This is a genomic window from Nocardiopsis sp. N85 (genome assembly GCF_028882275.1).
In the GTDB taxonomy this organism is placed as follows: domain Bacteria; phylum Actinomycetota; class Actinomycetes; order Streptosporangiales; family Streptosporangiaceae; genus Nocardiopsis; species Nocardiopsis lambiniae.
In genome coordinates, this window is record NZ_JARBUT010000001.1 from 518,962 (window position 1) to 543,240 (window position 24,279).

The following is a 24,279-nucleotide window of genomic DNA, read 5'->3' on the forward strand; positions in this document are numbered from 1 at the left end:
TCTCCTCCCCGCCCTGAAGGGCGGGGGCTCCACACCCTCCAACCAGATGACCGTGTTCTACCAGATCCTCTTCAGCTCGGTCCTGCGCCACCTGGACGCCGAGACGATCCACAAGGTGAGCTTCGGAGCGCTGCGCTGTGCCGCCGCGGTCCCGGGGGTCGCGGCGACGGCCGGCCGGATGCTGGGCCCGCGCGAGCCCGAGCTGACCGTGCACGCCCTGGGCCGCGAGTTCCCCGGCCCGCTGGGGCTGGCGGCCGGGTTCGACAAGAACGCGGAGGGGCCCGAGGCGCTGGCCGCGCTCGGCTTCGGGTTCATCGAGATCGGCACGGTCACCGCCCAGCCGCAGCCGGGCAACCCGCGTCCGCGCCTGGTCCGCCTGGTGAAGGACCGGGCGATCGTCAACCGGATGGGCTTCAACAACGAGGGTTCGGCCCTGGTCGCCGAGCGCCTGCACCACCGTCAGGGGCGGCCCGGACCGATCCTGGGCGTCAACATCGGCAAGACCAAGGTCACCCCGGAGGACGAGGCGGAGGGCGACTACGCGACCAGCGCCCGCCGGTTGGCCCCGTACGCCGACTACATGGTGGTCAACGTCAGTTCGCCCAACACGCCGGGACTGCGCGACCTCCAGAGCGTGGAACGGCTGCGCCCGATCCTTTCGGCGGTGCGCGAAGCCCTGACCGAGGCGGGTCGTCCGGAGCTGCCGCTGCTGGTCAAGATCGCCCCGGACCTGGTCGACGAGGACGTCGACGCGGTCGCCGACCTGGCCCTGGACCTGGGGCTGGACGGGATCATCGCCACGAACACCACCATCTCCCGTGAGGGGCTGACCTCCTCGGCGGAGGAGATCGAGGCCGCCGGCGGCGGTGGCCTGTCCGGCGCCCCGCTCAAGGAGCGCTCCCTGGAGGTGCTGCGTCGTCTTCGCGTCCGCGTCGGCGACCGGGTCACACTGATCGCCGTGGGCGGCATCGACACGCCCGAGGACGCCTGGGCCCGCATCCGCGCCGGGGCCACCCTCGTCCAGGGCTACACCGGCATGGTCTACGGCGGACCGCTGTGGCCCCGTCGGATCCACCGCGGCCTGGCCCGCCTGGTCCGCGCCGCCGGCCACGCCTCGGTGGCCGACGCGGTCGGCACCGACGTCACGGTCGCCGCCCCGACGTCCGCCTCCGCCGACACCGCCCCGGTCACCACCGCCTGACCCGGCCCCGGAGCCGTCGAGCGGCCCGGCCCCGGACGGATCCCATCGATCCGTCCGGGGCCGTTCCCGTTGCCGGGGCCGCAACACCGCCACACCCGCATCGCGTTCCGTCCTCCCCGCCCCAGAGGGGACCGGTGGTGCGGCCGGACGTACGTCATCGCGCGGGCCGACGGACGCGCCCCTACCAGCTGCCGTCCCAGTCCGGCGGATAGGTCTTCCCCGTCTCGGGGGCGAGGGCCTGGGTGGTGGTGACGAACACGTACCCCTGTCCGCGCAGTTTCTCGATGATCCCCGGGACGGCCGCGATCGTGGGCGGCTGCGGGTCGTGCAGGAGCACCACCCCGTTGGGCTCGACCTCGCTCACGACCTTCTCCACGATCTCGTCGCGGTCGGAGCCGGTCCAGTCCTCACTGTCCACCGTCCACATGATCTCGGCCATGGCCTGGGCGGAGATCTCCGCCTTGACGTCGGCGTTGGTCGCCCCGAACGGCGGCCGGAACAGGTCGACCGTGTACCCGGTCTGTCGGCGGATCCCCGCGCTCACCATCGCCACCTGGGCGGGCAGTTCCTCGGGTTCGAAGTGCCGCGACATGCTCTCGTGCAGGTCGTTGTGGTTGGCCAGCTCGTGTCCCTCGACGTACATCCGCCGCACCGACCACGGCCGGGTCAGGAGCGGTCCTCCGTTGAGGAAGAACGACGCCGTGACCTCCTCCTCGGCGAGGATGTCCAACAGGTGCGCGGTCTGCTCGACCGGACCGTCGTCGAAGGTCAGCGCCACGCACTTGACCCCGGGGTCGGCGCAGTCCACGTCGGGACCGGGGTCGGTGACCACGCCGGGGGCCACGGGGACCGCGTCCAAGGGGGCGTCGGGCTCGGGCACCGACAGCACCGGCTCCTCGGTCAGGGAGGCCTCCCGGGCGCGTTCCCCCAACTCCGACAACAGCGGTGTCGCCCGGTCGGAGGGGACGATCGCGGTGATCCGGCCCTTCGACGCGTCCGGCGGGTGCCCCTCCACGACCGGTGACAGGTGGCCGTCGTCGAACTCCACCACCAGGTCCCCGTCCTCGTTGAACCCCATCGAGTCGTAGGTGCGCATCACCGGCAGCAGCCCCTGGTGGTCCACGTCCGGATGGTCCTTCAAGACCTCTCCGGCGAGACCGTTGAGTTCGGCCAGCGCCGCGTCGTCGGCCAGCAGTTCCGTGGCGTACCCGGTGTGCCCGGTCGACACGTCGTACCAGTACGTCGCGTATCCCTGGCGCACCCCGTGCAGGTCCTCCTCGGTGCGCACCAGGCGCACTCCCAGGACGTCGTCCGAGGCGGCGACGACCTCCCAGGTGATCTCCAGCGACACCGGATCCCGGCTCACCCCCCGGAAGTCCATGACCTCCTGGTCCAAGCGCCGGGCCAGGGCCTGGGAGAACGCGTCGGCGCCCTCGAACACCGGATGGGCGACGGAGATCTCCACGTCCTCGGGGACGTGGGGGTGGTCGGGGAAGTCGTCCCCGTCACCGGTCCACTCGTCGACCTCCTCGCCGGCCTCGTGCACCAGCACCCCGATGAACTCGGGGGTGGCGGTCCCCGAGGTGGCCGCCTGCGGGTTCTGGCAGGCCGTCAACGGCAGGAACAGCGCCATCACGGCACCCGCCGCCCACCGGGGGAGCCGCCGTGCGCGCCTCCCCCCTCGTGGGCGGTTCTGCTGCGGGCTCGTGCGGGTCGACGACAACACCGGACTCCCTCATCCCAGGCGGGCGCGTTGTGGCTGTTGGGTGCAACATAAGGGACTCCGGTGACGGCCCTGTGGCGCTGACCACATGTGGTCAGCGCCACAGGGCGGTGCCGATCCCGGCGGCCGTCGACCCTCCGCCCGTTCCTTGCCCTCCGCTTCTACTCCCGCTCCTCGGAACGGTGGGTCCGCTCCTCCGTGGAGTCGGGGTCCGCGACGTCCGAGGGTCCGTCCGAGGGCGGGGCGTCGGGCACGCCGGCGACGTAACTCTCACCGGGTTCGACCTCGCCCAACAGCTGCGACACCGTCACCATCGTGTACCCGCGCGCGTCCAGCTCCCGGATGATCTCCCGCGAGGCGTCGATGGTGGTGTCGTGGATGTCGTGCATGAGGATGATCGCCCCGTCGGAGGCCCCCGAGATCGCCCGGCCGGCGACCACCGAGGCGTCGCGGTCCTTCCAGTCGTTGGTGTCGATGCTCCACAGGATCTGGGCCAGGCCCATGTCCCCGGTCACCGAGGCGACGTTGCCGTTGGTGGAGCCGTACGGGGGACGCATGAGGTCCATGGTGTAGCCGGTCTCCCGGTACACCAGGGCCTGCACGGTGTTCAGGTTCGACCGCACCCCGTCGGCGCCCAACCCCGCCAGGTCCGGGTGGCTGAGGGTGTGATTGGCGATCTCGTGCCCCTCGGCGTAGGCGCGCCGTACCGTGCGCGGGTTCTCCATCACCGGGAGACCGGTGACGAAGAAGGTCGCCTTGGCGTCGTGCTCGGCGAGCATGTCCAACAATTCGGGAGTGCGCCCGCCGGGGCCGTCGTCGTAGGTCAGGGCGACGCACTTCACCTCGGTGGAAGCGCAGTCCACGGAGGCGTCCACGGGCGAGATGATCCCGGGGACCGCCTCCTCGCCGGCCTCGGGGATCTCCTCCGGGGCGGCGGTGATGGCGAACCCCTCGACACCGGTGGTGGCCGCGCGCAGGGCCCGCAGCCCGAACTCCGACAGCAGCGGCTCGGCGTCCGCGCGCTCCACCACGGCGGTCACGGGGCCGGCGTCGACGGCCGCGACCTGGCCGGCGTCGAACTCCACGACCAGGTCACCGTCGGGGTTGAACCCCACGGAGTCGTACAGGGACGCCACCGGCAGGACGGCACCCGTCTCCGCGGCGTCGCCCACCCGGTCGCGGACCAGGGTGTTGAGGGCGGCCAGTTCCTTCTGGCCGGCCAGCAACGACTGCGATCCGCGGGTCCGGCCGCCGACGATGTCGTACCAGTAGGTGGCGTGGCACTCCCTGGCGCCCTCGGAGTCGGTCTCCACACTCGTCATGCGCACACCGACCAGTCCGTCGGCGGCCGCGGTGACGTTCCACTCCGCCTCGTACGACGCCGCCCCGGGGTTGGCCGCGTCGAAGGCCGCCACCTCGGCGCCCAGCCGTTCCCGCAGGAAGTCGGAGAGCGGCTCGGCGTTGGGCAGGACCGGGTAGACCACCGAGGCGCTCACCCCCTCGTACTCCAGCTCCGCCTCGTCGAGGCCCTTCAGCTCGGCGGCGTCCACCACGGTCAGTCCGTCGGGCTCGCCGGTGGCCGGGATCCTCTGTTCCACGGCATCGGCGATGCCGTGCGCGACCCCGCCCGCCGGTCCCGCCCCCAGGGCTCCCGGTGGTCGCACCGACAACAACACCATGCCCGCCAGCACCACCAGGGCGACGACCACGGTGATCAAGGGGTGATCAGGGGTCATGGTGGGTCGGGACAACTCGTTCACCAGGGGTTCTCCGCGTTCATCTCGCAGACGAACGTGCGCGGGGTGGGCGGGGCACTCTCACGCGACGTCTTCATCGGGTGTGACGCCGGCCACGGGCGGGGGGTTCGCTCTCCGGGGGCGGCGGGGGCACAAGGGGGCACGCCGGGGGTCAGGGGCGAGGGGGTCTCCCTATACTTGCAGCCGTGGAAGGTACGCGCGTCATCTCCGCGTCCGGGGCGACCCGGGGCGGGCGGCGCGCGTCGAAAGAGGGAACCCGGTGCGAATCCGGGACTGCCCCGCAGCGGTGTACGGGAACGACCCCCGCCATGAAGCACTGGTGATCCGACCGGAGGAGTCGGAAACCGGGAAGCGGCGGGCATTAGGAGATCGGTGTCACCACCGGTCGCGCCCGTGAGTCCGAAGACCTGCCTCCGCCCGACGGCGCATCGCGCCGTCGGTGGTCCCGCGCCCCGAGGGAGGGCCGAGGGCGGCACCCGGGGGCTTCCGTCGTACGCCCCCTGACCGGGGTGCCTCCTCGTCGACCCTCGCGGCCGGTACCCGGCTTTCGACGAGGGAGAGAAGCTTCATGACCACCAACCCCGGGCCCGCCGTGCGATCCACGGTGCACGGCTACCCGCGCATCGGACCCGACCGCGAGCTCAAGCGCGCCGAGGAGTCCTACTGGAAGGGCGCCACCACCGCGGCCGAGCTGGAGAAGGTCGCCTCCGACCTGCGCCTCGACGTCTACGCCCGGCTGCGTGCCGCCGGGATCGACGACATCCCCTCCAACACGTTCTCCTACTACGACCAGGTGCTGGACACCGCCGTCCTCTTCGGCCTCCTCCCCGCCCGGTTCGAGGACCCCACCGAGGCCGGGGACGCGGACGGGCGGCTGCGCCGCTACTTCGCGGCGGCCCGCGGCGTCCAGGGCGCCCCGCCCCTGGAGATGACCAAGTGGTTCGACACCAACTACCACTACCTGGTGCCCGAGCTGTCCCCCGACGTCCGGCCCCGTCCGGTCGGTGACAAGCCCGTGGTCGAGTTCCGCGAGGCGCTCGACGCCGGCCACCGCACCCGCCCGGTGCTGGTCGGTCCGCTCACCTTCCTGCTGCTGTCCAAGGCCGCCGACGACGCGCCGGAGGGCTGGTCGCCCATCGCGCTGCTCGACGACCTCGTGGACGCCTACGCCTCCGTGCTGGCCGACCTGCGGGCCGCCGGCGCCGAGGAGGTACAGCTCGACGAGCCGATCCTGGCCACCGACGAGGGCCGCGCGGCGCTGGGCGAACTGGAGCGGGCCTACACGCGTCTGGGCGGGCTGGACGACCGTCCGCGGATCCTGGTCTCCACCTACTTCGGTTCCATCGGCGCCGACGCCCTGCGCGTCCTGAAGGAGTCCCCGGTGGAGGCCGTCGGCCTGGACTTCGTCACCGACGACAAGGGCATCGCCGATCTGACCGCCGTCTCCGGGCTGGGCTCCACCCGTCTGGTCGCCGGGGTGATCGAGGGCCGCAACGTGTGGCGCGCCGACATCCCGTCCGCCGTCGCCACCCTGGGCACCCTGCTCGCCCTCACCGACGGGCTCACCGTGAGCACCTCCTGCTCGCTGCTGCACGTGCCCATCGACCTGGACGCCGAGACCTCTGCGGCCCCCGGGCTGCGCGCGGCACTGGCCTTCGCCGAGCAGAAGACCCGTGAGGTCGCCCTGCTGGGCCGGGTGCTCTCGGAGGGCGGCGAGGGCGAGTACGACATCGACGCCACCGCCCCCGGCGCGGCCTTCGTGGACGCGCGGGTGCGCGCCCGCCTGGAGGCCCTGGGCCCGGACGCCTACGAGCGTCCGGAGGACCGCGGCGCCCCCACCGACCTGCCCCTGACCACGACCACCATCGGCTCGTTCCCGCAGACCGGCGAACTGCGCCGGGCCCGTGCCGCGCACCGTCGGGGCGAGCTGGGGGAGGAGGAGTACAAGGCGATCCTGCGTTCGGAGATCGACCGGGTCATCGCTCTCCAGGAGGACATCGGCCTGGACGTGCTGGTCCACGGCGAGCCCGAGCGCAACGACATGGTCCAGTACTTCGCCGAGCAGCTCGAAGGGTACGCCACCACCGACCACGGGTGGGTCCAGTCCTACGGTTCCCGCTGCGTGCGACCGCCGATCCTGTTCGGTGACGTCTCGCGTCCCGCGCCGATGACGGTCGAGTGGATCACCTACGCCCAGTCGCGCACCGCCAAGCCGGTCAAGGGCATGCTGACCGGTCCGGTCACCATGCTCGCCTGGTCGTTCGTGCGCACCGACCAGCCGCTGGGGGAGACCGCCCGCCAGGTGGCGTTGGCCCTGCGCGACGAGGTCGCCGACCTGGAGCGTGCGGGCATCCGCCACATCCAGGTCGACGAGGCGGCGCTGCGCGAGTTGCTGCCGCTGCGCGAGGAACGGCGGCGGGAGTACCTGGACTGGGCCGTCGGCTCGTTCCGCCTGGCCACCTCGGGCGTCTCGCCGTCGACGACCGTCCACACCCACATGTGCTACTCGGAGTTCGGTCTCATCGTCGACGGCATCGAGGCGTTGGACGCCGATGTCACCAGCGTCGAGGCGGCCCGTTCGCGCATGGAACTGGTCGAGGACCTGGGACGGCGCGGCTACAGGCGGGGCATCGGCCCGGGCGTCTACGACATCCACTCCCCGCGGGTGCCGTCGGTGGAGGAGATCGAGGCGTCCCTGCGCCTGGCCGTGTCGCACATCGACGCCGGCGGGCTGTGGGTCAACCCGGACTGCGGTCTGAAGACCCGCGGTTACGAGGAGGCCGAGCAGGCCCTGCGCAACATGGTGGAGGCGGCCCGCCGGGTCCGCGCCGACCTGGGCTGACCTTCGGCCGTGGGCCGCCCGTGAGCGGGAGCCGTCGTCGCCCGTGCGCGCGATGACCGTCGAGTGCGCCGGTGAGCGACGATCGGCCCGGGCCGACCCCTCCTCGGGAACACGGAAGGGGCCGCGGCGGCCGCCGCGGCCCCTCTCGCGTGTGCTCGATCAGGCGGAGCCGAGCAGGCCCAGCGCCTCGGTGGCGGCGTTGGTCATGCTCGCCTCGATGTCGTCGGGCAGCGCGAACTTCTCGACGTCCGCCTCGCTGGCGTCGTAGGACGGGTTCACCGTGTAGCTGATCTCGATGTTCACGTTCCCGTGGCGGACGATGAGGATGGCCCTGGGGACCATGTCGCCGAGGAAGTCGTACTTGGTGACGATGTACACGGCCTCGTCACCCAGGTCGACGTCCTTCTTCTCCTCCAGGTCGTCGGCGTCGTACTGGGTCGAGTACTGGTTCTCACCGGAGTACAGGGTGACGTCGTCCTGGAACTCGGACTTGGCGCCCTCGATGGAGTCGGAGCCGCCGTAGGGGACGGAGAAGGTGATGTCGAAGGCGCCGTACGCGGTGCCCGGGTTGCCCTCCGGGGCGTCGCCGCTGATGTCCATGCACGTCGACCTGTTGTCGCTGTTGCTCTTGGACCCGTCCGGCTCCAGCCCGAAGTCGGCCGCCACCTGGTCGGTGATGGCCTGGCAGGGCTCGGTGGGCAGGGTGTACGGGGGCTCACCGGTGGGGCCGCCCGTGCCGCCGGCGGGCTCCTCCTCGGGCTCCTCCTCGGCACCGCCGGCGCCGGCGCCCTCGCTCACCTCGGCGGTGGGGTCCTCGGTGGCGACGCTCCCGCCCCGGTCGTTGCCGTTGGTGACCAGCATGACGATCACCGCGATCGCCAGGACGACGATGACCGCGCCACCGCCGATGACCACCCACAGGGCGGCCTTGCCGCTCTTGGGCTGCGGCGGCGGTGGGTAGGCGCCGGGCGGACCGTACGGGGGCTGAGGGGGCTGGCCGCCGGCGTACATCGGCTGCTGGCCGTAACCGGGCTGTCCGCCGGTGTTGGGATCGCCGTAGGGGCCGCCCGGCGGCGGGCCGTAGGGAGGCTGACCCCCCGTGCCGTCACCGCCGTAGGGGTTCTGCGGTGGCTGGTTGTAAGGTCCGTTTTCGCTCATGGCTCCCCTCGCCCGGATGATGTGTTGACGTGTTGTCTGGGACGCGCGTATGCGCCTGTGGGTTCGTGTGACTTCCGAAGCCGACCCGGAGCGGGGCGGTATGAGCGTTCACACGGACGGGGCGCGCCTCCCGTGACCACCGGACCGCGGGCGAGAACGGAGGAGTGGGGGAGGGGCGGTCCCGGTGTCTCCAGGTGCCCCGTGGCGGGGTGCCCCGGGGCGCCGGAGGGGGGCGTTCGCCACCACCGGCCGGGACGTGAGCATCCTAGTCGGGCGACCCCGCAGGCCGGCAGGGTGGGCGGGGGGTGATGACACGAATCGTCACTGTTTCGTGTCGATCGCGTACACCGATCGTTTCTCCCCGTCCGCACCCTGAGACCGAACGGGGCCGATAGTGATGGAGGGCCTTTTCCAAGGAGTGCGAATGCTCACTGCTCCTGGGGCCGCCGGCCCTCGGTGGTTCCCCCTCGCGGCACTCCTCCACGGAAGACCAGGCCGTCCTCGTCTGTGTCCGGCGGGTCAGGTCTCCGTGACGGCCTTGGCAGTGGCGGGTGGGGCGCCGACAGCCTCAACGGGGATGTCGAGCGCGGGTTCGGTGGTGAGGTGCGCGGCGGTCACGCGGTCGAGACGCAGCCAGCGGATCGCCTCGCGGGTGCGGCAGTGCCCGACGAGGTACCAGTGCCCTTGGGTTCGGGCGAGGAGGACGGGGTCGATGCGGCGGACGGTCCGCCTGTCGTGCCGATCGCGGTAGTGCACGACGAGCACGCGCCGTTCGTGGAATGCCTGCTCGATGGTGTGGCGGGTGCGGGCATCGCCGTGGGTGTCGGTGCGGTCGATCCATACGCGGTCGTTGAGCGCGGTGGCGCGTTCTCGGGCGTCGGCGTCCATGACGCTGAGTGCTTTGACCAACGCGGCGCGGGCGTGGCTGTCGAAGGGCTGTCCGCGGTGGGCGGCCACGGCGGCGGCGAGCCCGGAGACCTCGGCGTCGGTGAAGTTCACCGGAGGCAGTGTGGCGGCGGCGTCGACCATGTAGCCGCCGCCCGGTCCGGGGCGTGCCCAGACGGGGAAGCCACCGTGTTGCAGGGCCGAGATGTCCCGTTTGATCGTGCGGACGCTGACCTCGAAGATCTCGGAGAGGCGTTCGGCGGTGCGCCCTGCCGGTCCGGCGCGCCGTAGCTCCTCACGTAGGGCGTAGAGGCGGTCGGTGCGATTCACGTGTAAATAGTGACATACAGGTGACATGTTCGGCTGTGAGGATGGTGTTATGAGTGATTCACGTGAGCCGGTCTTGTTCCTCAGTGGCGCGGGGCTTCCCGCCTGGATCTGGGATGAGGTCCGACACGACCTGGGCGACGGACGAGAGACCAGGGTCGCCTCGCGGCCTGAGAGCACCGAGGCGCGGCTGGACGACCATGTCCAGGCCGCGCTCGCCTCGGTGCCGGAAGGCGAGTTCGCCATTGTCGCGCATTCGGGTGGCGGCGTGATCGGTGCGCAGATCACTCGGTGTGTGCCTGAGCGCGTCACCGCGCTCCTGGGAGTGAGCGCGGTGATCCCACCGACGGGTGGATCGTTCATCTCGGCGATGCCGGTGCCGAACCGGTGGGTGCTCGATGCCGTGATGCGGTTCGCCGGGACCCGGCCACCGGATTCCGTGATCCGGCGGGGTCTGGCCCACGGCCTCGACGACCAGGTCATCGACCGCATCATCGCCGACTTCACCCCCGAGTCGCCCGGCTACTACCGCGACCGGGTCGGTCACGGGGCGTGGGACGGCCGGCGGGGCTATGTGCGCACTACCGGTGACCGCGAGCTGCCGCCGGCGCTGCAACGACGGTGCGCGCAACGCCTCGGCGCCGACCGGCATCACGACCTGGACACCGGACACCTTCCGATGATCGAGGAGCCCCGGGCCGTGGCGGGGCTGATCGCCCGGTTCCTCGACGCCCGGTTGTGACACCGGCGGACGCAGATCGACGTGATGCCTCGCCTGAGCAGGGAAGACACGTGATTTCGGGTCCCACGTCCGACGCAGGACGCACGGTTATCACCACATCGAGACGTGCACGTGGTCGAAGTGGTTCTCGGTGATGTTGCCGCGGTCGCCCATCGCGCGCCAGTCGGTGTCCCCGCGTCGCACGTCCCAGATCTGCTGCCGGTAGATGACGTACATGATCCCCAGCCGGTCGGCGTTCTCGCGGGACCATTCGGCGATCGCCCAGCCGCGGTCGATCTGGTCCTGGGGGGGCATCTGCCCGTTCTTGGACAGCATGAAGTCGCAGGCCCGGCCCAGGGGGTGCTCGCCGCGCACCCAGCCGCCGACCGCCCGGTAGCAGCCGACGCCGCCGTGCTCCTTGCCCTCGCCGAACTCGTCGATGACCAGCTGGCGCATCTGCGCCGTGCGCGGGGTGATGTTGAGCGGCCCCTCCATCGGCTGGCTCGGGTGGTCGGCGATCAGCTCCTGGACCTCCGAGCGCCTCTCCTCCAGCACGTTCAGGTCGGCCTCGGCCTCCTCCAGCGACTCCTCCGCGGCCTTCTGCGCCTTCTGGTCGCGTTCCAGCGCCTGGGCGAGCTGGTCGATCTTGTCCTGGTTGCTCGTGGCCAGGTAGTCGATCACCACGGCCCGGTCGATGATCTCGTCCGGTGAGGCCTCGACGAACAGGGACATGGACGGGTCGATGCCGCTGTTGGTGTAGGAGGCGTACGCCAGGGCGCGCACCTGTTCCTTGGAGGCGTCGACCTCGTCCGCGGTGCTCTCGGCCCGTTCCGCGGCGCGTTCGGCCTCCTGGATCACGCCCTCCATGTCGCGCAGCTCACCGTTGTACTCCTCGCTGAGTTCGGTGGAGCGCTGACGGAGGGAGTCCATGCTCTCCGGTTCCATGGGCAGGGCCAGGACCGGGGTCTGGGGGACGGCGACGAGCGCCGCGCCCAGGGCGACGGCGACGGCGATGACACGTCCCTTGGAAACGGCTCCGCCGGCACGGCGGCGGGGGAGCGCGGACGCTATCTCGGACAGTGTCCCGCCCCAGGTCGCGGTCGACCGGTCGGGCGCCCAGAAATCGGCGAACTCGTCCACTCGGCTCTGGTCATCGGACTGCACGGTGTGGTCGCTCCTCGGACCCGCGCGCACCCCCTGCGGGCACGGGGCGGGCGGGCACTGCTTCTCGTCTTTCCCGGACGGGACCGGCCTCCGCACGCGAGAGGGAGGGGGTCGACGTCGTGTCGACGGACCGGGAGGCCCGTGCCATCGCACACCCGTGAACGGCGGTGACGGTGGTAACGGGACGGTCATGAGTGTAGGCACTCCCGGGCCCATTCGGGAGTCATCGGATGATTTCTGATGCGACAAAAAGTGCAATGTGGCACAGATAACCCAATTGGTGAGTGTGATTTCGGTGAACCGACTCACCCGCCCGTGGTTGAGTGGGGACCGTGAAGGCCTTGGTGACACGCTCGGCGAAACCCACCGCCACCTGCGCGGACACCCCCATGTGGTGTGATGGGCGCTGTTGTCGCGCGTCCGCCTGAACGCCGTCTCCTCGTCAGCGAGGGCCGACCGGAACCGGCCGCCCTGTAATTTTCGAGGACCTTCCGCGCCCCGACCGCCGCACCGCCCATCCCGGCGCGTCGCCTCCACCCGGTCCGGGGCCGCTCCGTACGCTCTGACGTGGGCGTCGATCCCACGTCGAGATTCCTCGCGCCCGTCCGCCGCCGGGCGCCGTGACCAACGTCGATGGGAAGACCGTGATTGACGCAGTGGACCTGCACAAGGTCTACAGGTTGAAGAGACACCGGGTGACCGCTTTGGACGGGGTCGACCTGCACGTGGAGTCCGGCGAGATCTTCGGTGTCGTGGGACAGAGCGGCGCGGGCAAGAGCACCCTGCTGAGGTCGGTCAACCTGCTGGAACGCCCCGACTCCGGGACCGTCACCGTCGCCGGGGAGGAACTCACCTCCCTGCGCGGTGCCCGCCTGCGCGCCGCCCGGCGCGGAATCGGCATGGTCCATCAGCACTTCGCGCTGCTCTCCTCGCGCACCGTCGCCGGCAACGTCGGCTTCCCCCTGGAGATCGCCGGGGTCGACCGGGCCGCCCGGCGCGCGCGCGTGGGCGAACTCCTGGAGCTGGTGGGTCTGGGCGACAAGGCCCGAGCCTACCCCTCCCAGCTCTCCGGCGGCCAGAAACAGCGCGTGGGCATCGCCCGCGCCCTGGCCTCCGCCCCGCAGGTACTGCTGAGCGACGAGGCCACCTCGGCGCTGGACCCCGCCACCACCGACTCGATCCTGGCCCTGCTGCGCCGGTTGCGCGATGAGCTGGGACTGACGATCCTGCTGATCACCCACGAGATGGACGTGATCAAGAAGATCTGCGACTCCGCCGCGATCATGGAGAACGGCGTGTTCCGCGAGTCGGGCCGGGTGCTCGACCTCATCGGCACCCCCGGCTCGCTGCTGGCCCGCTCCCTCTTCCCGCTGCCGGACATCGGCGGTGAGGACGCGGTCGTCGTGACCTACCCCCGCTCGTTCGACGAGCCCCTCATGTCGGAGCTCACCCGCCGGTTCGACGTCGACGTCAACATCCTCGGCGGTGGCGTGGAGAAGGTGGCCGGGCAGTCCGTGGGCCGTTTGGGCGTGCAGGTCCGCGGCTCCCGCCGGGACGAGGCCCTGACCTACCTGTCCGAGCACGGCCTGCTGGTCGAGGAGGCCGGAAAGTGATCGCGAACCCCACCGACATCCTCTTCTTGGCCTCGGCCGTCGACGCGGGCGGCCCCTGGGACGCGCTCGTCGCCTTCGTGCGGGACTGGCCGAACATGTGGCCCGGCCTGTGGCTGGCCACCCAGGACACCGTCTACATGGTGCTCTGGGCGACGATCTTCAGCGTGCTGTTCGGTCTGCCGCTGGGCGTGCTGCTCGTGACCACCGACCGCGGTGGTCTCACCCCCGCTCCGGTGGTGCGCGCCGTGCTGAGCGCCGTCGTCAACGTCGGTCGCTCCCTGCCGTTCATCGTCCTCATGGTGGCGGTGCTGTCGCTGACCCGGTTCCTGGTCGGCACCACCCTGGGTCCGACGGCGGCGATCGTTCCCCTGAGCATCGGCGCGATCCCCTTCTTCGCCCGGTTGGTGGAGACCTCCCTGCGGGAGGTGGACCGCGAGGTCGTCGAGGCCGCGCACGCGATGGGCACCCGTAAGTCCACGATCGTCGGCAAGGTGATGCTTCCCGAGGCGCTGCCCGGTCTCATCGCCGGTCTGGTGATGACCGTGGTCGCCCTCATCTCCTACTCGGCGATGGCGGGCGCCATCGGCGGAGGCGGTCTGGGCGACCTGGCCATCCGCGAGGGCTACCAGCGGTTCAACGACCACTACCTGTGGGCCACCGTCATCCTCCTCATCGTCATCGTGCAGGCGGCCCAGAGCCTGGGCGACCTGGTGGTGCGCCGACTGGCCCGACGCTGATCGCGGCCGCCCGTCCGGGCGGCCGCACCCCTCCCTCCCCTCCTCCCCCCGCACCCGAGATGTTGTTCGAACCGTTGGGAATGGAGACACGATGACCGGGGACCACAGGGCGGGGACGCCCAGGGGGCGGGTGCCGCGCGGTGTCGGTGCGGTGGCGATGGTCGTGGCCTTGACGGCGGCCTGCGGCAGTCCCAGCGAACGGGCGGGGGAGGGGACCGACGAGGAGGGGCTCACCCCGCTGCGCGTCGGCGCCACCCCCACCCCGCACGCCGAGATCCTGGAGTTCGTCGAGGAGAACCTGGCCGCCGACGCCGGACTGCGCCTGGAGATCGTCGAGTACACCGACTACAACCAGCCCAACGCCGCCCTGGCCGAGGGCGAACTGGACGCCAACTACTACCAGACGGTGCCGTTCCTGGAGGAGTACCTGGCGGGGAACGACGACGTCGACCTGAGCTACGTCTCGGACGTCCACCTGGAGGCGTTCGGCATCTACTCCGAGGACGTCTCCGATCTGGCCGATCTGCCCGAGGGCGCCGAGATCGGGGTGCCCAACGACGCCTCGAACATGGGGCGGGCCCTGCACCTGCTGGCCTCCGCCGACGTGATCACGCTGGCCGAGGACGCGGAGGGCGTGCCCACGATCGACGACATCGAGGACGGTCCGCTGGACGTCACCGTCACCCCGGTGGAGGCGGCCCAGCTGCCGCGTTCGCTCCAGGACCTGGACGCGGCCGTGGTCAACGGCAACTACGCCCTGGACGCCGATCTGCCGAACACGGCCAACACGCTGGCCTGGGAGAGCACCGAGAACAACCCGTACGCCAACGGGCTGGTGGTGCGCTCGGAGGACGTGGGGGCCGAGGACATCGTGCGCCTGGACGAACTCCTGCACGGCCCGGAGGTGCACGACTTCATGGAGGAGCGCTGGCAGGGGATCGTCCTCCCGGTCCGCGGTGACAGGGTGGTGGAGCCCGGCACCTCCGATTCCCCCGAGTAGGGGGGCCGTCGACGCACGGGGCGCGGGTCCGATCCGCGCCCCGTGCGCGTAACGGTTGGGTTTCGGGGCGGCTTTCGTCGATTGACACAAGGTGCTCCGTCTGCTTGTTTTATGGGAGCGCTCCCATACGCGATGTCCCCTCGTCATGGAAGGTGCGTACCGAACAAGTGAGCCATCAAAACGATTTCCCCGAGGGCTTCCTCTGGGGGGCGGCCACCGCCTCGTTCCAGATCGAAGGCGCCACCACCGCCGACGGCCGTGGCCGGAGCATCTGGGACACCTTCGCCGAGACCCCCGGCAAGGTCCTGGGCGGCGACACCGGCGACCCCGCCGACGACCACTACCACCGCTACGCCGAGGACGTCGCGCTCATGCGCCGGCTCAACCTGGGCGCCTACCGGTTCTCCATCGCCTGGCCGCGCATCCTCCCGGAGGGGAGCGGCACGGTCAACCAGGCGGGCCTGGACTTCTACAACCGGCTGGTCGACACCCTGCTGGAGGCCGGGATCCAGCCTTGGGCCACCCTCTACCACTGGGACCTGCCCCAGCCCCTGGAGGACGCCGGCGGCTGGCCCGCCCGCGACACCGCCTACCGGTTCCGTGACTACGCCCAGGTCGTCGCCGAGTCCCTCGGCGACCGGGTCGTGAACTGGATGACCATCAACGAGCCCTGGTGCTCGGCCTTCCTCGGCTACCACAACGGTCACCACGCGCCCGGTCACCACGATGACGCGGCGGCCCTGGCCGCCGCCCACCACCTGCTGCTCGGGCACGGTCTGGCCGCGGACGCGATCCGCTCCACCGGTCACCCCTCCCGGGTGGGGCTCGCGCACAACCAGGCCGTCATCCGCCCCCACGGGCCGAGCGCGGCCGACGCCCGCTCCGCCCGACGCGCCGACGGCGTGCGCAACCGCATCTTCACCGACCCCCTGCTCAAGGGCGTCTACCCGGCCGACGTGCTGGAGGACCTCGCCTCCATCAGCGACTTCTCCTTCATCGCCGACAAGGACCTGTCGATCACCTCGACGCCGCTGGACTTCCTCGGGGTGAACTACTACTCGCCCGAGTTCGTCGCCGCCTCCGCCAAGGGCCTGGACCCGGCGCTGGTCAGTGGTGAGGGCGGGGCCTGGCTCGGCGCCGACCCCGAGGAGGTGCACGTCTCCCAGGGACTCCCCGTCACCCACATGGGCTGGGAGATCGACCCCACCGGCATGTACGACGTCCTGCTCCGCCTGGCGGGGGAGAGCGGCGGCATCGACCTGTACGTCACCGAGAACGGCTGCGCCTTCGAGGACACCGTGACCGAGGACGGCCGGGTCCACGACACCGACCGGCTCGACTACTACGAGGGCCACCTGCGGGCCGCCAAGGAGGCGATCCACGCCGGGGTGCCCCTGCGCGGTTACTTCGCCTGGTCCCTTCTGGATAATTTCGAGTGGGCCTGGGGGTACTCCCGCCGCTTCGGGATCGTGCACGTCGACTACGACACGCAGGTGCGCACGGTCAAGGACAGTGGTGACTGGTACTCCCGTCTGGCGGCCACGGGACGGTTCCCGGAGCGCTAGAACAGGTAGGTCGTCCCCGTGAGGGGGCGACGCGTCCGGAGCCGCCGCGGCCCGTGCAGTTCGGCCGCGGCGGCACACGATTCTTCCCAGAGGGAGCATGCGAAGTGGCCAAGAGCGGTGACGGCGGCGGTCGGCGACGTCCGACCCTGGAGATGGTGGCGGAACGGGCCGGTGTCGGCCGCGGGACCGTCTCCCGGGTGATCAACGGATCGGCCCAGGTGAGCCCGCGCACCCGGGAGGCGGTGCACAACGCGATCGCCGAACTGGGATACAGCCCCAACCAGGCCGCCCGCACGCTGGTCACCCGGCGCACCGACACCATCGCCCTGGTGGTGTCCGAACCCCGGGACCGCCTCTTCTCCGACCCGTTCTTCGCCGACATCATCCGCGGGGTCAGTTCCGTCCTGCACGAGCGCGACCTCCAGCTGATGCTCACCACCGCGCGCAGCGAGATCGAGCACAAGCGGGTCGGCGACTACCTCAGCGGCTTCCACGTGGACGGCGCGCTCCTGGTCTCCCTGCACCGCGACGACCCGCTGTCCGAGCGTCTGGCGTCGGCGGGCGTGCCGGTCGTGCACGGCGGTCGCCCCCACTCCCCGGAGCAGCCCGCGCCCTTCTGCGTCGACATCGACAACGTCGGCGGCGCCGAGCAGGCCGTGCGCTACCTCCTGGAGCAGGGACACCGCAGGATCGCCACGATCAGCGGCCCCCTGGACATGAACGCCGGTGTGGAGCGTCTGCGCGGCTACCAGCGGGTGATGGCCGAGGCCGGACTCGACATCGACGACCGGTTCGTCGTCCAGGGCGACTTCAGCGTCGAGGGCGGCGCGCGGGCCATGGAGCGGCTGCTCGACGGAGGGGCCGAACCCGACGCGATCTTCGTCGCCTCCGACATGATGGCGATCGGCGGCCTGCGGGTCCTGCGCTCGCGCGGGCTGCGGGTGCCCGACGACATCGCCCTGATCGGTCACGACGACACCCTCATGGCCCAGCACAGCGACCCGGCGCTCACCACCGTCCACCAGCCCACGGTCCAGATGGGCCGGGAGATGGCGCGCCTGCTCGTCGACGTCGCCATCCCGCGCGTCTCCGAATCCGAGACCATCATCCTCGCCACCCACCTGGTGACGCGCGAGTCCGCCTGACCGGCCCCCGGCCCGTGGAAGGCCGGTACCGGTCGCGTCCGCCCCCGGATCGCTCCGGTGGGTGGACGTGTGCAGATGCATGTGCAAGGCTGGTCGCGACTTCGCGGGAGACGGTGGGGGCGCATGAATCCGATGCGGGAACCGACGCACACCCGATGTGCGATCTCTTCGTGCGGATGGTGCGACCGGGACGGCCTCGACTGCCGGTTCTGCTCGGGGACCGGTTGGTGGCGCCCGGAGCGACCGCACCGGGACGCCAATGGGATCATCGTATGGCTCCGGATCGACGAGCCGTGCCGAGGGTGCGCGGGCACGGGCAAGGAGCACAGCCCGACCGTGGCGCTCTGAGGTCGGCGGTGGACGCGCGCGTCCGGACGTGCGCGAGGGATCGAGGAGGGTGCGGTGCGCTGGGTGACCTACCTGTCGCCGAGCGGTGGCGGTGAGCGTGTCGGCGCGCTGGAGGACGGCGACGTACTGGGCGTTCCCGACCCCCGAGGGCTGGCCCAACTGCTGGCCGCGGGGATCCCGGAACTGGTGGAGGTGCTGCGCAGCACCCGCCGCGCGCCGATCGAGATCATCGTCGAGTGGGAGGCGCGCATGTGCGCCCCGCTCGTCCCGACCACCCCGATCACGGTCCTTTCCGGCGATGACCTCCGGGCGATCCCTCCCGAACTGGTCGGAGCCGTCGACGACACGGTCCCCGCCGCCGCTCACAGCGCCCGTGTGGGCCTGGCCGCCATCGCCGGTGGTCCGGGGCGGGTCGACGCCCGTACGCCCGCCTGCCTGTGGTCGGACGCCGCGGGAGAACCCGTCCTGTTGGCCCTGGGCCCCGTCCTGACCACGGCGGACGAGCGGATCACCGCGCTGGAGGCCTCCGTGGAGGTCGACGGCCGCGTACGCGGGCGCGCCACGATGGACCTCGACGACCCGTGGTGGGCCGTGGAGCCCGGTCGGGTCCGCGTTCGACTGCCGGTGGCGACGGGACCCCTGACCGAAGGGGACGAGGTCTTCGTCGACCTCGGAGAGCTGGGCTCCTACGAGGTCAGGGTCGGCTCCCAGGTCTGAGGCGCGCTCTTCCCGAATCCCCGCGCCGCCTCGGCCCGGTCCGCCCTCACGGCGTGAACTCCCAGTGCCAGGGCTCGAAGCCGCCGCGCGCCCAGGGCGGGTTGTCCCAACCGTGGGCCGGCGCGTGGGCGAGCATCCACTCGTGCTCGGCGCCGCCCAGGACGTTCACGCCCCCGCACAGGTCGACGGCCAGCCCCTTCCCGTGCGTGCTGGTCCCGGGCCGGGCCGCCATACCGGGCGACATCTGCTGGAACAGGGCCACCTGCTCGTGATAGGGCCGGTAGGAGTCGGCCACGCACATCGCGCGGCCGAACCGTTCCCGGTAGGCGGCGTCGAGTTCGACGAAGGCCGCGGCGGCGTCAGCGCGCAGCCGCTCCCCGGGCTGGGGGAGCGGACACAGCAGGGACTCGGGGATACGGCCGTTCTCGTGAGCGCCGACGTCTCCCCCGGGGCAGACCGCCCGGTCCCCGGTCCCGGCACCCGTGTGGGCCCCGGCCTCGGTGCCGGGGGTCCACGGGGTGGTCCGGTTCCGGCGGGGGCTGCCGGCCTCCCCGCTCCCGGCGTTCCCGGAGGGGCGGGCCTCCAGGCGGGTCTGTTCGGCGAGCAGGTCCCGCAAGGCCTCCTCCTGGGCCAGGATCGCGGCCTCGGCCTCCTCGCGCGCGGTCTCGGCCCTTTCGAGGGCCCTCTCCTGGTCGCGCTCGGCCGCGCGGGCGGTCTCGGAGAGGGTCCCGGCGGCGACCCCGGCCGCCTCGGCCCGGGCCAGTTCGGTGGCGCGGTGATCGCCGAGCAGGGTCAGGTCGGCGGCGAGGTCGAGCATTCCGGCCGGGCCGTCCACGCCGAACAGGGCTCGGACGGGGGACAGGTCGGCGCCCTTGTACACGGCGGCCGCCTGCCGTGCGACGGCCGACCGCGACGACTCCCCGTGCTCCAGCGCCTCCTCGGCGCGCTCCTCGGCCGTGGCACGGCTCTCGGCGAGTTCTTCGAGGCGCTCGCTCTCCTCCACGTAGCGTTCGATCTTCTCGCCGGCCTCCTCCCGCATCACCTCCAGGTCGGCGCGCAGGGCGGCGAGTTCGACGCGGGGGTCGGCGGGCCCGGGGTCCGCGGTGGCGAGGGTGGGGCAGGAGAGGATCACGAGGGTGACAATCCCCAAGGACAGGGCGTTTTTGACCGAAAAGGTGATCCCTGGGATAGGCCCCCGGAATGACCTGGCAGAACGTTCCGCTTTTCGGTCATTACTCAGAGTATTCATTTCTGGGCGCAATGCGGCGCACATCCCCGCTTCCTCCCCCGGACCTGCGTATACGTAGTGTCACGATGTCATGTCGAGGTGACCTTGACGGGGAAGCTGGTGGTGTGTCCAAAAAGTTACCCGAACGCCCGATCGGGTTTCGGCCCCCGCGTCTGACCTGGAAAATTGGTCATAATGCCGACATAGGAGGCATTATGAGGACGGGTGGACAGGGATGATCGTGCTCCGCGGGCCTCGAACGGCCGCATCGATCCCTTCGCCCCCATTGATACGCTATCCACCGCACGCGCACCCGCTGGAACTCTTTGGTCGGGTGGGCGACTCTCTCCTCCCAGGCGAGTCCGGCGGACAGTCTTCACATCTCCCCACATTCCCCACCGCTTACCGGTTCGGTGGCCACCAGTGGTCCATGCCGATGCGCCCGAGAGCCTCTCGGGTCGGAGCGGTCGGCCCTGGGTACCGACAGCCGTTCACAACGGTGACACGAAAGGTTGCGAGGGTCCGTGTCGACACGAGCGACGAAAAACGGGGCCGGTGCGCGAAGCGAGGCAGCGCAGGCCGAACACGCCGATGCCGCGCCCCAGCGCAGCCCCGATTGGTGGCGGCCACGTAACTGGCGGGTACGTTCCCGCCTGGTGGCCCTCATCGTCATTCCCACCGCCGTGGCGCTCGCCCTCGGTGGTCTGCGGGTCTACGAGGCCGCGGTCTCCACGGTCACCCACGCGCACATCGAGGACCGCGCCGAGGTCGGCGTCCTGATCGTGCAGCTGGCCAACCAGCTCGGCCGCGAGCGCAGCGCCAGCGCGGTCTACATCTCCGACAACCCCGACCCCGCACGTCGTTCCGACGACATGCGCCAGGAGTTGGAGGAGGAGCGCGCCGCCACCCGCGACCTCCAGCAGCGGCTCACCGCGAGCCTGGAGGACATGGGCGAGGTCGACGGCACGCTCGCCAACACCCGCCTCAACGGCATGCGGACCCAGCTCTCCACCCTGGACCCGCTGCGCGAGGAGGTCGACGACACCCGCATCACGGTGCTGCCGGTCGTCACCAAGTACCGCACGATCACCCGGTCGCTCACCGAGTTCAACCAGACGATCGCCGACGAGACCGGTGACACCGAACTGCGCGAGAGCGTGCGCACGCTCACCGCGCTGTCCAACGCCCGGGACCAGCTGTCCTACGAGACCGCGCTGATGGGCCACTCGCTCGTCCGCGACTCGATGACCGGTGGCATCTCCGAGGCCATCGACTCCAGCCGCGCGCGCTACGACAACGAGATCTCCAACTTCATCCAGGCCGCCTCCTCGGAGCAGCGCGAGATCTTCGACGACAACTTCACCGGTCTGGAGGTCAGCCAGGTCTCCACGATGCGCATGCGCGTCATGTACCGCGCCGCCCGCGACGCGGAACTGAGCGGTGTGACCTCCAACGACGGCCCCGAGGACTACCGGAACATCGCCGGCATCGCCCTCGGGAAGTTGCAGACCGTCGAGGAACAGATCGCCGAGGGCATCCGTGAGGACGCCTCCGACCTGCGCGGCGAGGCTCTGGCCCGCGCCCTGATCGACCTCGTCGTCGTCGCGGGCGTGCTCCTGGCCGTCTTCGTCCTCACCTCCCTGGTGGTCCGCTCCCTGGTGCGCCCCCTGCGCACCCTGGAGGACGGTGCCCGCCGCGTCGCCGAGCGCGACCTGCCGGACGCCATCAACCGGATGCAGGAGGCCGGCACCGTTCCGGAGACCGTCAAGGTCACCCCGATCGAGGTCGACACGCACGACGAGATCGGCGAGGTGGCCCGGGCCTTCGACGACGTCCACCGCGTCGCCCTGACCCTGGCCTCCGACGAGGCCGCCCTGCGCAGCAACGTCAACGCGATGTTCGTCAACCTGTCCCGCCGAAGCCAGACCCTGGTGGAACGGCAGCTGCGCCTCATCGACGGTCTGGAGCAGTCCGAGCAGGACTCCGACCGCCTCTCCGACCTGTTCCAGCTCGACCACCTCGCGACGCGCATGCGTCGTAACAACGAGAACCTCCTCGTCCTCTCCGGCCAGGACAACACCCGCAAGTGGGCCCAGCCGGTCCCGCTGGTCGACGTGCTGCGCGGCGCGGTCTCCGAGGTCGAGCAGTACGAGCGCGTCAACGTGCGCGCCCCCTCGCACATCTCCGTGCTCGGCCGCCCGGTCAACGACGTGATCCACCTCGTCGCCGAGCTGGTGGAGAACGCCACCTCGTTCTCCCCGCACGACACCGAGGTCCTGGTCAGCGCCAAGACCCTCGACAACGGCGGCGTCCAGGTGGACGTCACCGACAGCGGTATCGGCATGGCCGCCGAGGACCTGGCGGCGATCAACGCCCGCCTGGCCTCCCCGCCGGTCATCGACGTCGCGGTCTCGCGCCGCATGGGTCTGTTCGTGGTCTCGCGCCTGGCCCACCGCCACGGCATCAGGATGCACCTGAAGGAGGCCCACGGCGGCGGCACCACCGCGATCGTCGTCATCCCGCCGGACCTGCTCATCACCCCGGTCGAGGGCCAGCACTCCCTCGGCGGCGCGGACAGCCGCCTGGAGCTCGCCTCCGGCGCGCCGAACACCTACGCCGACGCCGAGGCGGCCTTCGCCTCCGGCCCCGCCGCTCCCGAGCCGACCGACGCCTGGCAGGGCCAGGGCACCGGCGCCGACCTCGGCGCCGGCCTGCCCAAGCGCCAGCCCGGCGGCACCGCCCGCGAGGAGCACCCGCCCAGCGGCCAGGACCTCTGGAACACCGCGAAGAACGGCGAGAGCTTCGACGTCTGGGGCAACGGCAACGGCACGGGTACCGACACCTGGGCCACCGGCGGCGGCTCCGACGCCCTGTCCGGTGAGACCGGCACCCACCGCCGGGTCGTGGACCCCTACGACACCCCGGAGGAGGAGGCCGCCCCCGCGCCCGAGGGCACCGGTCGCAGCCTCTTCGACCCGGCGCCGCGCGAGGAGGCCGCGGGGTCCCTCTTCGAGCGTCCCGTCGACCGTTCCACCGACACCGGCTCCTTCAGCCGGCCCGTGGACACCGGCGCCTTCGAGCGTCCGGCCGACACCGGGGCGTTCCGCCGGCCCACCACCGACACCGGCGCCTTCCGCCGGCCCGAGCCCGACTCCTACGACGCCTTCAGCGGCGGACGCACCGAGCGTGCCGCGGCCCCGGCGGACCCCTACGCCGACACCGGCTCCCGGTCCGACGCGGGTTCCCGGCCCGACGCGGGCGACCACCGTCGTGACGTCCGTCGCGAGGAGCCGCGCAACGAGCCCGACACCGAGACGTTCCCGGCGATCTCCTCGCCGTCCGCCCAGGCCCCGTCCACCACGGACTGGACCACCGGCGCGCAGCAGCAGGAGACCCCGGCCGCGAACGACACCGGTTCCTGGCGCTCGGGCAACGGCGCGGGCGAGACCCGTGAGGGCTACGGCTCCACGGCCTACCTCTCCCGTCGCTACGGCGCGGCCCAGGGCCCGGCCGGCAACACGGTGGTGCCGCCGACCCCGGCGGGCGAGGAGAACGACTCGCTCCCGATCTTCGACGCCATCGAGTCCAACTGGTTCCGTCGCCGTACGGGCGGACCCACCGTGGACACCACCGAGACCGGTCCGATCCGGCAGGTCCCGCCCGCGGCGCCCGCGCCCGCCACTCCGGCGCCGACGCCCGCGCCCGCGACTCCGGTGGCCCCGCCCGCCGCGCCCGCGGCCCCGGCCGCCCCCGTGGCCTCCCAGCCCCGGGAGGCCGCCCCCGAGACCCGTTCGGAGCAGGAGTGGAACTCCGCCGCCGACCGCGGATGGAAGGCGGCCCGTTCCGCCGCCGAGCCCATCGCCGGTGGATTGACCACCTCGGGCTTGCCAAAACGGGTTCCCAAGGCAAACCTTGTTCCGGGGACCGCGCCCAAGCCGGAGAACTTCAAGCAGATGCCGGCCCGCAGCGCGGATCGCGTCCGCAACCGGTTCTCGGGCTTCCAGAAGGGCGTCCGCGAGGGTCGCAGCCGCCTCGGCGACGGACCGATGGAAGGGTGATCGCGGTGGACAACGGCGGGACGGGGTGCCTCTTATTCCAGGAGGCCGGATGCAATAGCATCTACCGAGCTTCTCGGACGCGTCACACCC

17 protein-coding genes and 1 riboswitch are annotated in these 24,279 nt (G+C 71.4%); of the genes, 11 read left to right on the forward strand and 6 right to left on the reverse strand.

Annotation, left to right across the window (positions count from 1 at the left end):
- Positions 1–46 precede the first annotated feature (46 nt).
- Complete coding sequence (locus PWG71_RS02135; RefSeq protein ID WP_274807737.1) at positions 47–1,201, forward strand: quinone-dependent dihydroorotate dehydrogenase; 1,155 nt, start codon at positions 47–49, stop codon at positions 1,199–1,201.
- Between the two features lie 181 nt (positions 1,202–1,382).
- Here PWG71_RS02135 and PWG71_RS02140 read toward each other — a convergent pair whose 3' ends face one another.
- Positions 1,383–2,834, reverse strand: coding sequence for a polysaccharide deacetylase family protein (locus PWG71_RS02140; protein WP_274807738.1), 1,452 nt, complete (start codon positions 2,832–2,834; stop codon positions 1,383–1,385).
- A gap of 251 nt (positions 2,835–3,085) precedes the next feature.
- The gene (locus PWG71_RS02145) at positions 3,086–4,660 is read right to left on the reverse strand and encodes a polysaccharide deacetylase family protein (protein WP_274808112.1); all 1,575 of its coding nucleotides are present in this window, start codon (positions 4,658–4,660) and stop codon (positions 3,086–3,088) included.
- Positions 4,661–4,912: 252 nt separating this feature from the next.
- A riboswitch (cobalamin riboswitch) is annotated at positions 4,913–5,093 on the forward strand.
- Between the two features lie 156 nt (positions 5,094–5,249).
- On the opposite strand from PWG71_RS02145, the gene metE reads away from it, so the two are divergent.
- Positions 5,250–7,523 carry a 5-methyltetrahydropteroyltriglutamate--homocysteine S-methyltransferase gene (metE, locus tag PWG71_RS02150; RefSeq protein WP_274807739.1) on the forward strand — a complete coding sequence of 758 codons (2,274 nt, stop codon included), beginning with the start codon at positions 5,250–5,252 and terminating at the stop codon, positions 7,521–7,523.
- A gap of 159 nt (positions 7,524–7,682) precedes the next feature.
- Here the strand turns inward: metE and PWG71_RS02155 are convergent, their stop codons facing one another.
- Positions 7,683–8,681: a DUF3558 domain-containing protein gene (locus PWG71_RS02155; protein WP_274807740.1), complete on the reverse strand. Its 999-nt coding sequence runs from the start codon at positions 8,679–8,681 to the stop codon at positions 7,683–7,685.
- 519 nt (positions 8,682–9,200) lie between these two features.
- On the reverse strand, positions 9,201–9,896 hold the full coding sequence (locus PWG71_RS02160; protein ID WP_274807741.1) for a helix-turn-helix transcriptional regulator: 696 nt from the start codon (positions 9,894–9,896) through the stop codon (positions 9,201–9,203).
- 25 nt (positions 9,897–9,921) lie between these two features.
- Between PWG71_RS02160 and PWG71_RS02165 the strand changes: the two genes are divergently transcribed.
- Positions 9,922–10,635, forward strand: coding sequence for an alpha/beta fold hydrolase (locus PWG71_RS02165; RefSeq protein ID WP_274807742.1), 714 nt, complete (start codon positions 9,922–9,924; stop codon positions 10,633–10,635).
- Between the two features lie 90 nt (positions 10,636–10,725).
- Here PWG71_RS02165 and PWG71_RS02170 read toward each other — a convergent pair whose 3' ends face one another.
- Complete coding sequence (locus PWG71_RS02170) at positions 10,726–11,778, reverse strand: coiled-coil domain-containing protein (RefSeq protein ID WP_274807743.1); 1,053 nt, start codon at positions 11,776–11,778, stop codon at positions 10,726–10,728.
- A 656-nt stretch (positions 11,779–12,434) separates the two neighbouring features.
- Between PWG71_RS02170 and PWG71_RS02175 the strand changes: the two genes are divergently transcribed.
- The 7 genes from PWG71_RS02175 (at position 12,435) to PWG71_RS02205 (ending at position 18,903) form a co-directional block, all read left to right on the forward strand.
- Complete coding sequence (locus PWG71_RS02175; protein WP_274808113.1) at positions 12,435–13,391, forward strand: methionine ABC transporter ATP-binding protein; 957 nt, start codon at positions 12,435–12,437, stop codon at positions 13,389–13,391.
- A complete protein-coding gene (locus tag PWG71_RS02180; RefSeq protein WP_446724960.1) occupies positions 13,388–14,128 on the forward strand; it encodes a methionine ABC transporter permease in 741 nt (246 codons plus the stop codon). The genes PWG71_RS02175 and PWG71_RS02180 overlap by 4 nt, the downstream gene beginning before the upstream one ends.
- A 91-nt stretch (positions 14,129–14,219) precedes the next feature.
- Positions 14,220–15,128 (forward strand): MetQ/NlpA family ABC transporter substrate-binding protein, encoded by a 909-nt coding sequence (locus PWG71_RS02185; RefSeq protein WP_446724961.1) that lies wholly within the window; start codon positions 14,220–14,222, stop codon positions 15,126–15,128.
- A 167-nt stretch (positions 15,129–15,295) separates the two neighbouring features.
- Positions 15,296–16,693: a GH1 family beta-glucosidase gene (locus PWG71_RS02190; protein WP_274807744.1), complete on the forward strand. Its 1,398-nt coding sequence runs from the start codon at positions 15,296–15,298 to the stop codon at positions 16,691–16,693.
- Positions 16,694–16,845: 152 nt separating this feature from the next.
- Complete coding sequence (locus PWG71_RS02195; RefSeq protein ID WP_446724970.1) at positions 16,846–17,838, forward strand: LacI family DNA-binding transcriptional regulator; 993 nt, start codon at positions 16,846–16,848, stop codon at positions 17,836–17,838.
- Positions 17,839–17,961: 123 nt separating this feature from the next.
- Positions 17,962–18,186 (forward strand): hypothetical protein, encoded by a 225-nt coding sequence (locus PWG71_RS02200; RefSeq protein ID WP_274807746.1) that lies wholly within the window; start codon positions 17,962–17,964, stop codon positions 18,184–18,186.
- A 54-nt stretch (positions 18,187–18,240) separates the two neighbouring features.
- Positions 18,241–18,903 (forward strand): hypothetical protein, encoded by a 663-nt coding sequence (locus PWG71_RS02205; RefSeq protein ID WP_274807747.1) that lies wholly within the window; start codon positions 18,241–18,243, stop codon positions 18,901–18,903.
- Positions 18,904–18,949: 46 nt separating this feature from the next.
- Here the strand turns inward: PWG71_RS02205 and PWG71_RS02210 are convergent, their stop codons facing one another.
- On the reverse strand, positions 18,950–20,053 hold the full coding sequence (locus tag PWG71_RS02210; protein ID WP_274807748.1) for a M15 family metallopeptidase: 1,104 nt from the start codon (positions 20,051–20,053) through the stop codon (positions 18,950–18,952).
- A 734-nt stretch (positions 20,054–20,787) separates the two neighbouring features.
- Between PWG71_RS02210 and PWG71_RS02215 the strand changes: the two genes are divergently transcribed.
- Positions 20,788–24,189 (forward strand): sensor histidine kinase, encoded by a 3,402-nt coding sequence (locus PWG71_RS02215; protein WP_274807749.1) that lies wholly within the window; start codon positions 20,788–20,790, stop codon positions 24,187–24,189.
- Positions 24,190–24,279 lie beyond the last annotated feature (90 nt).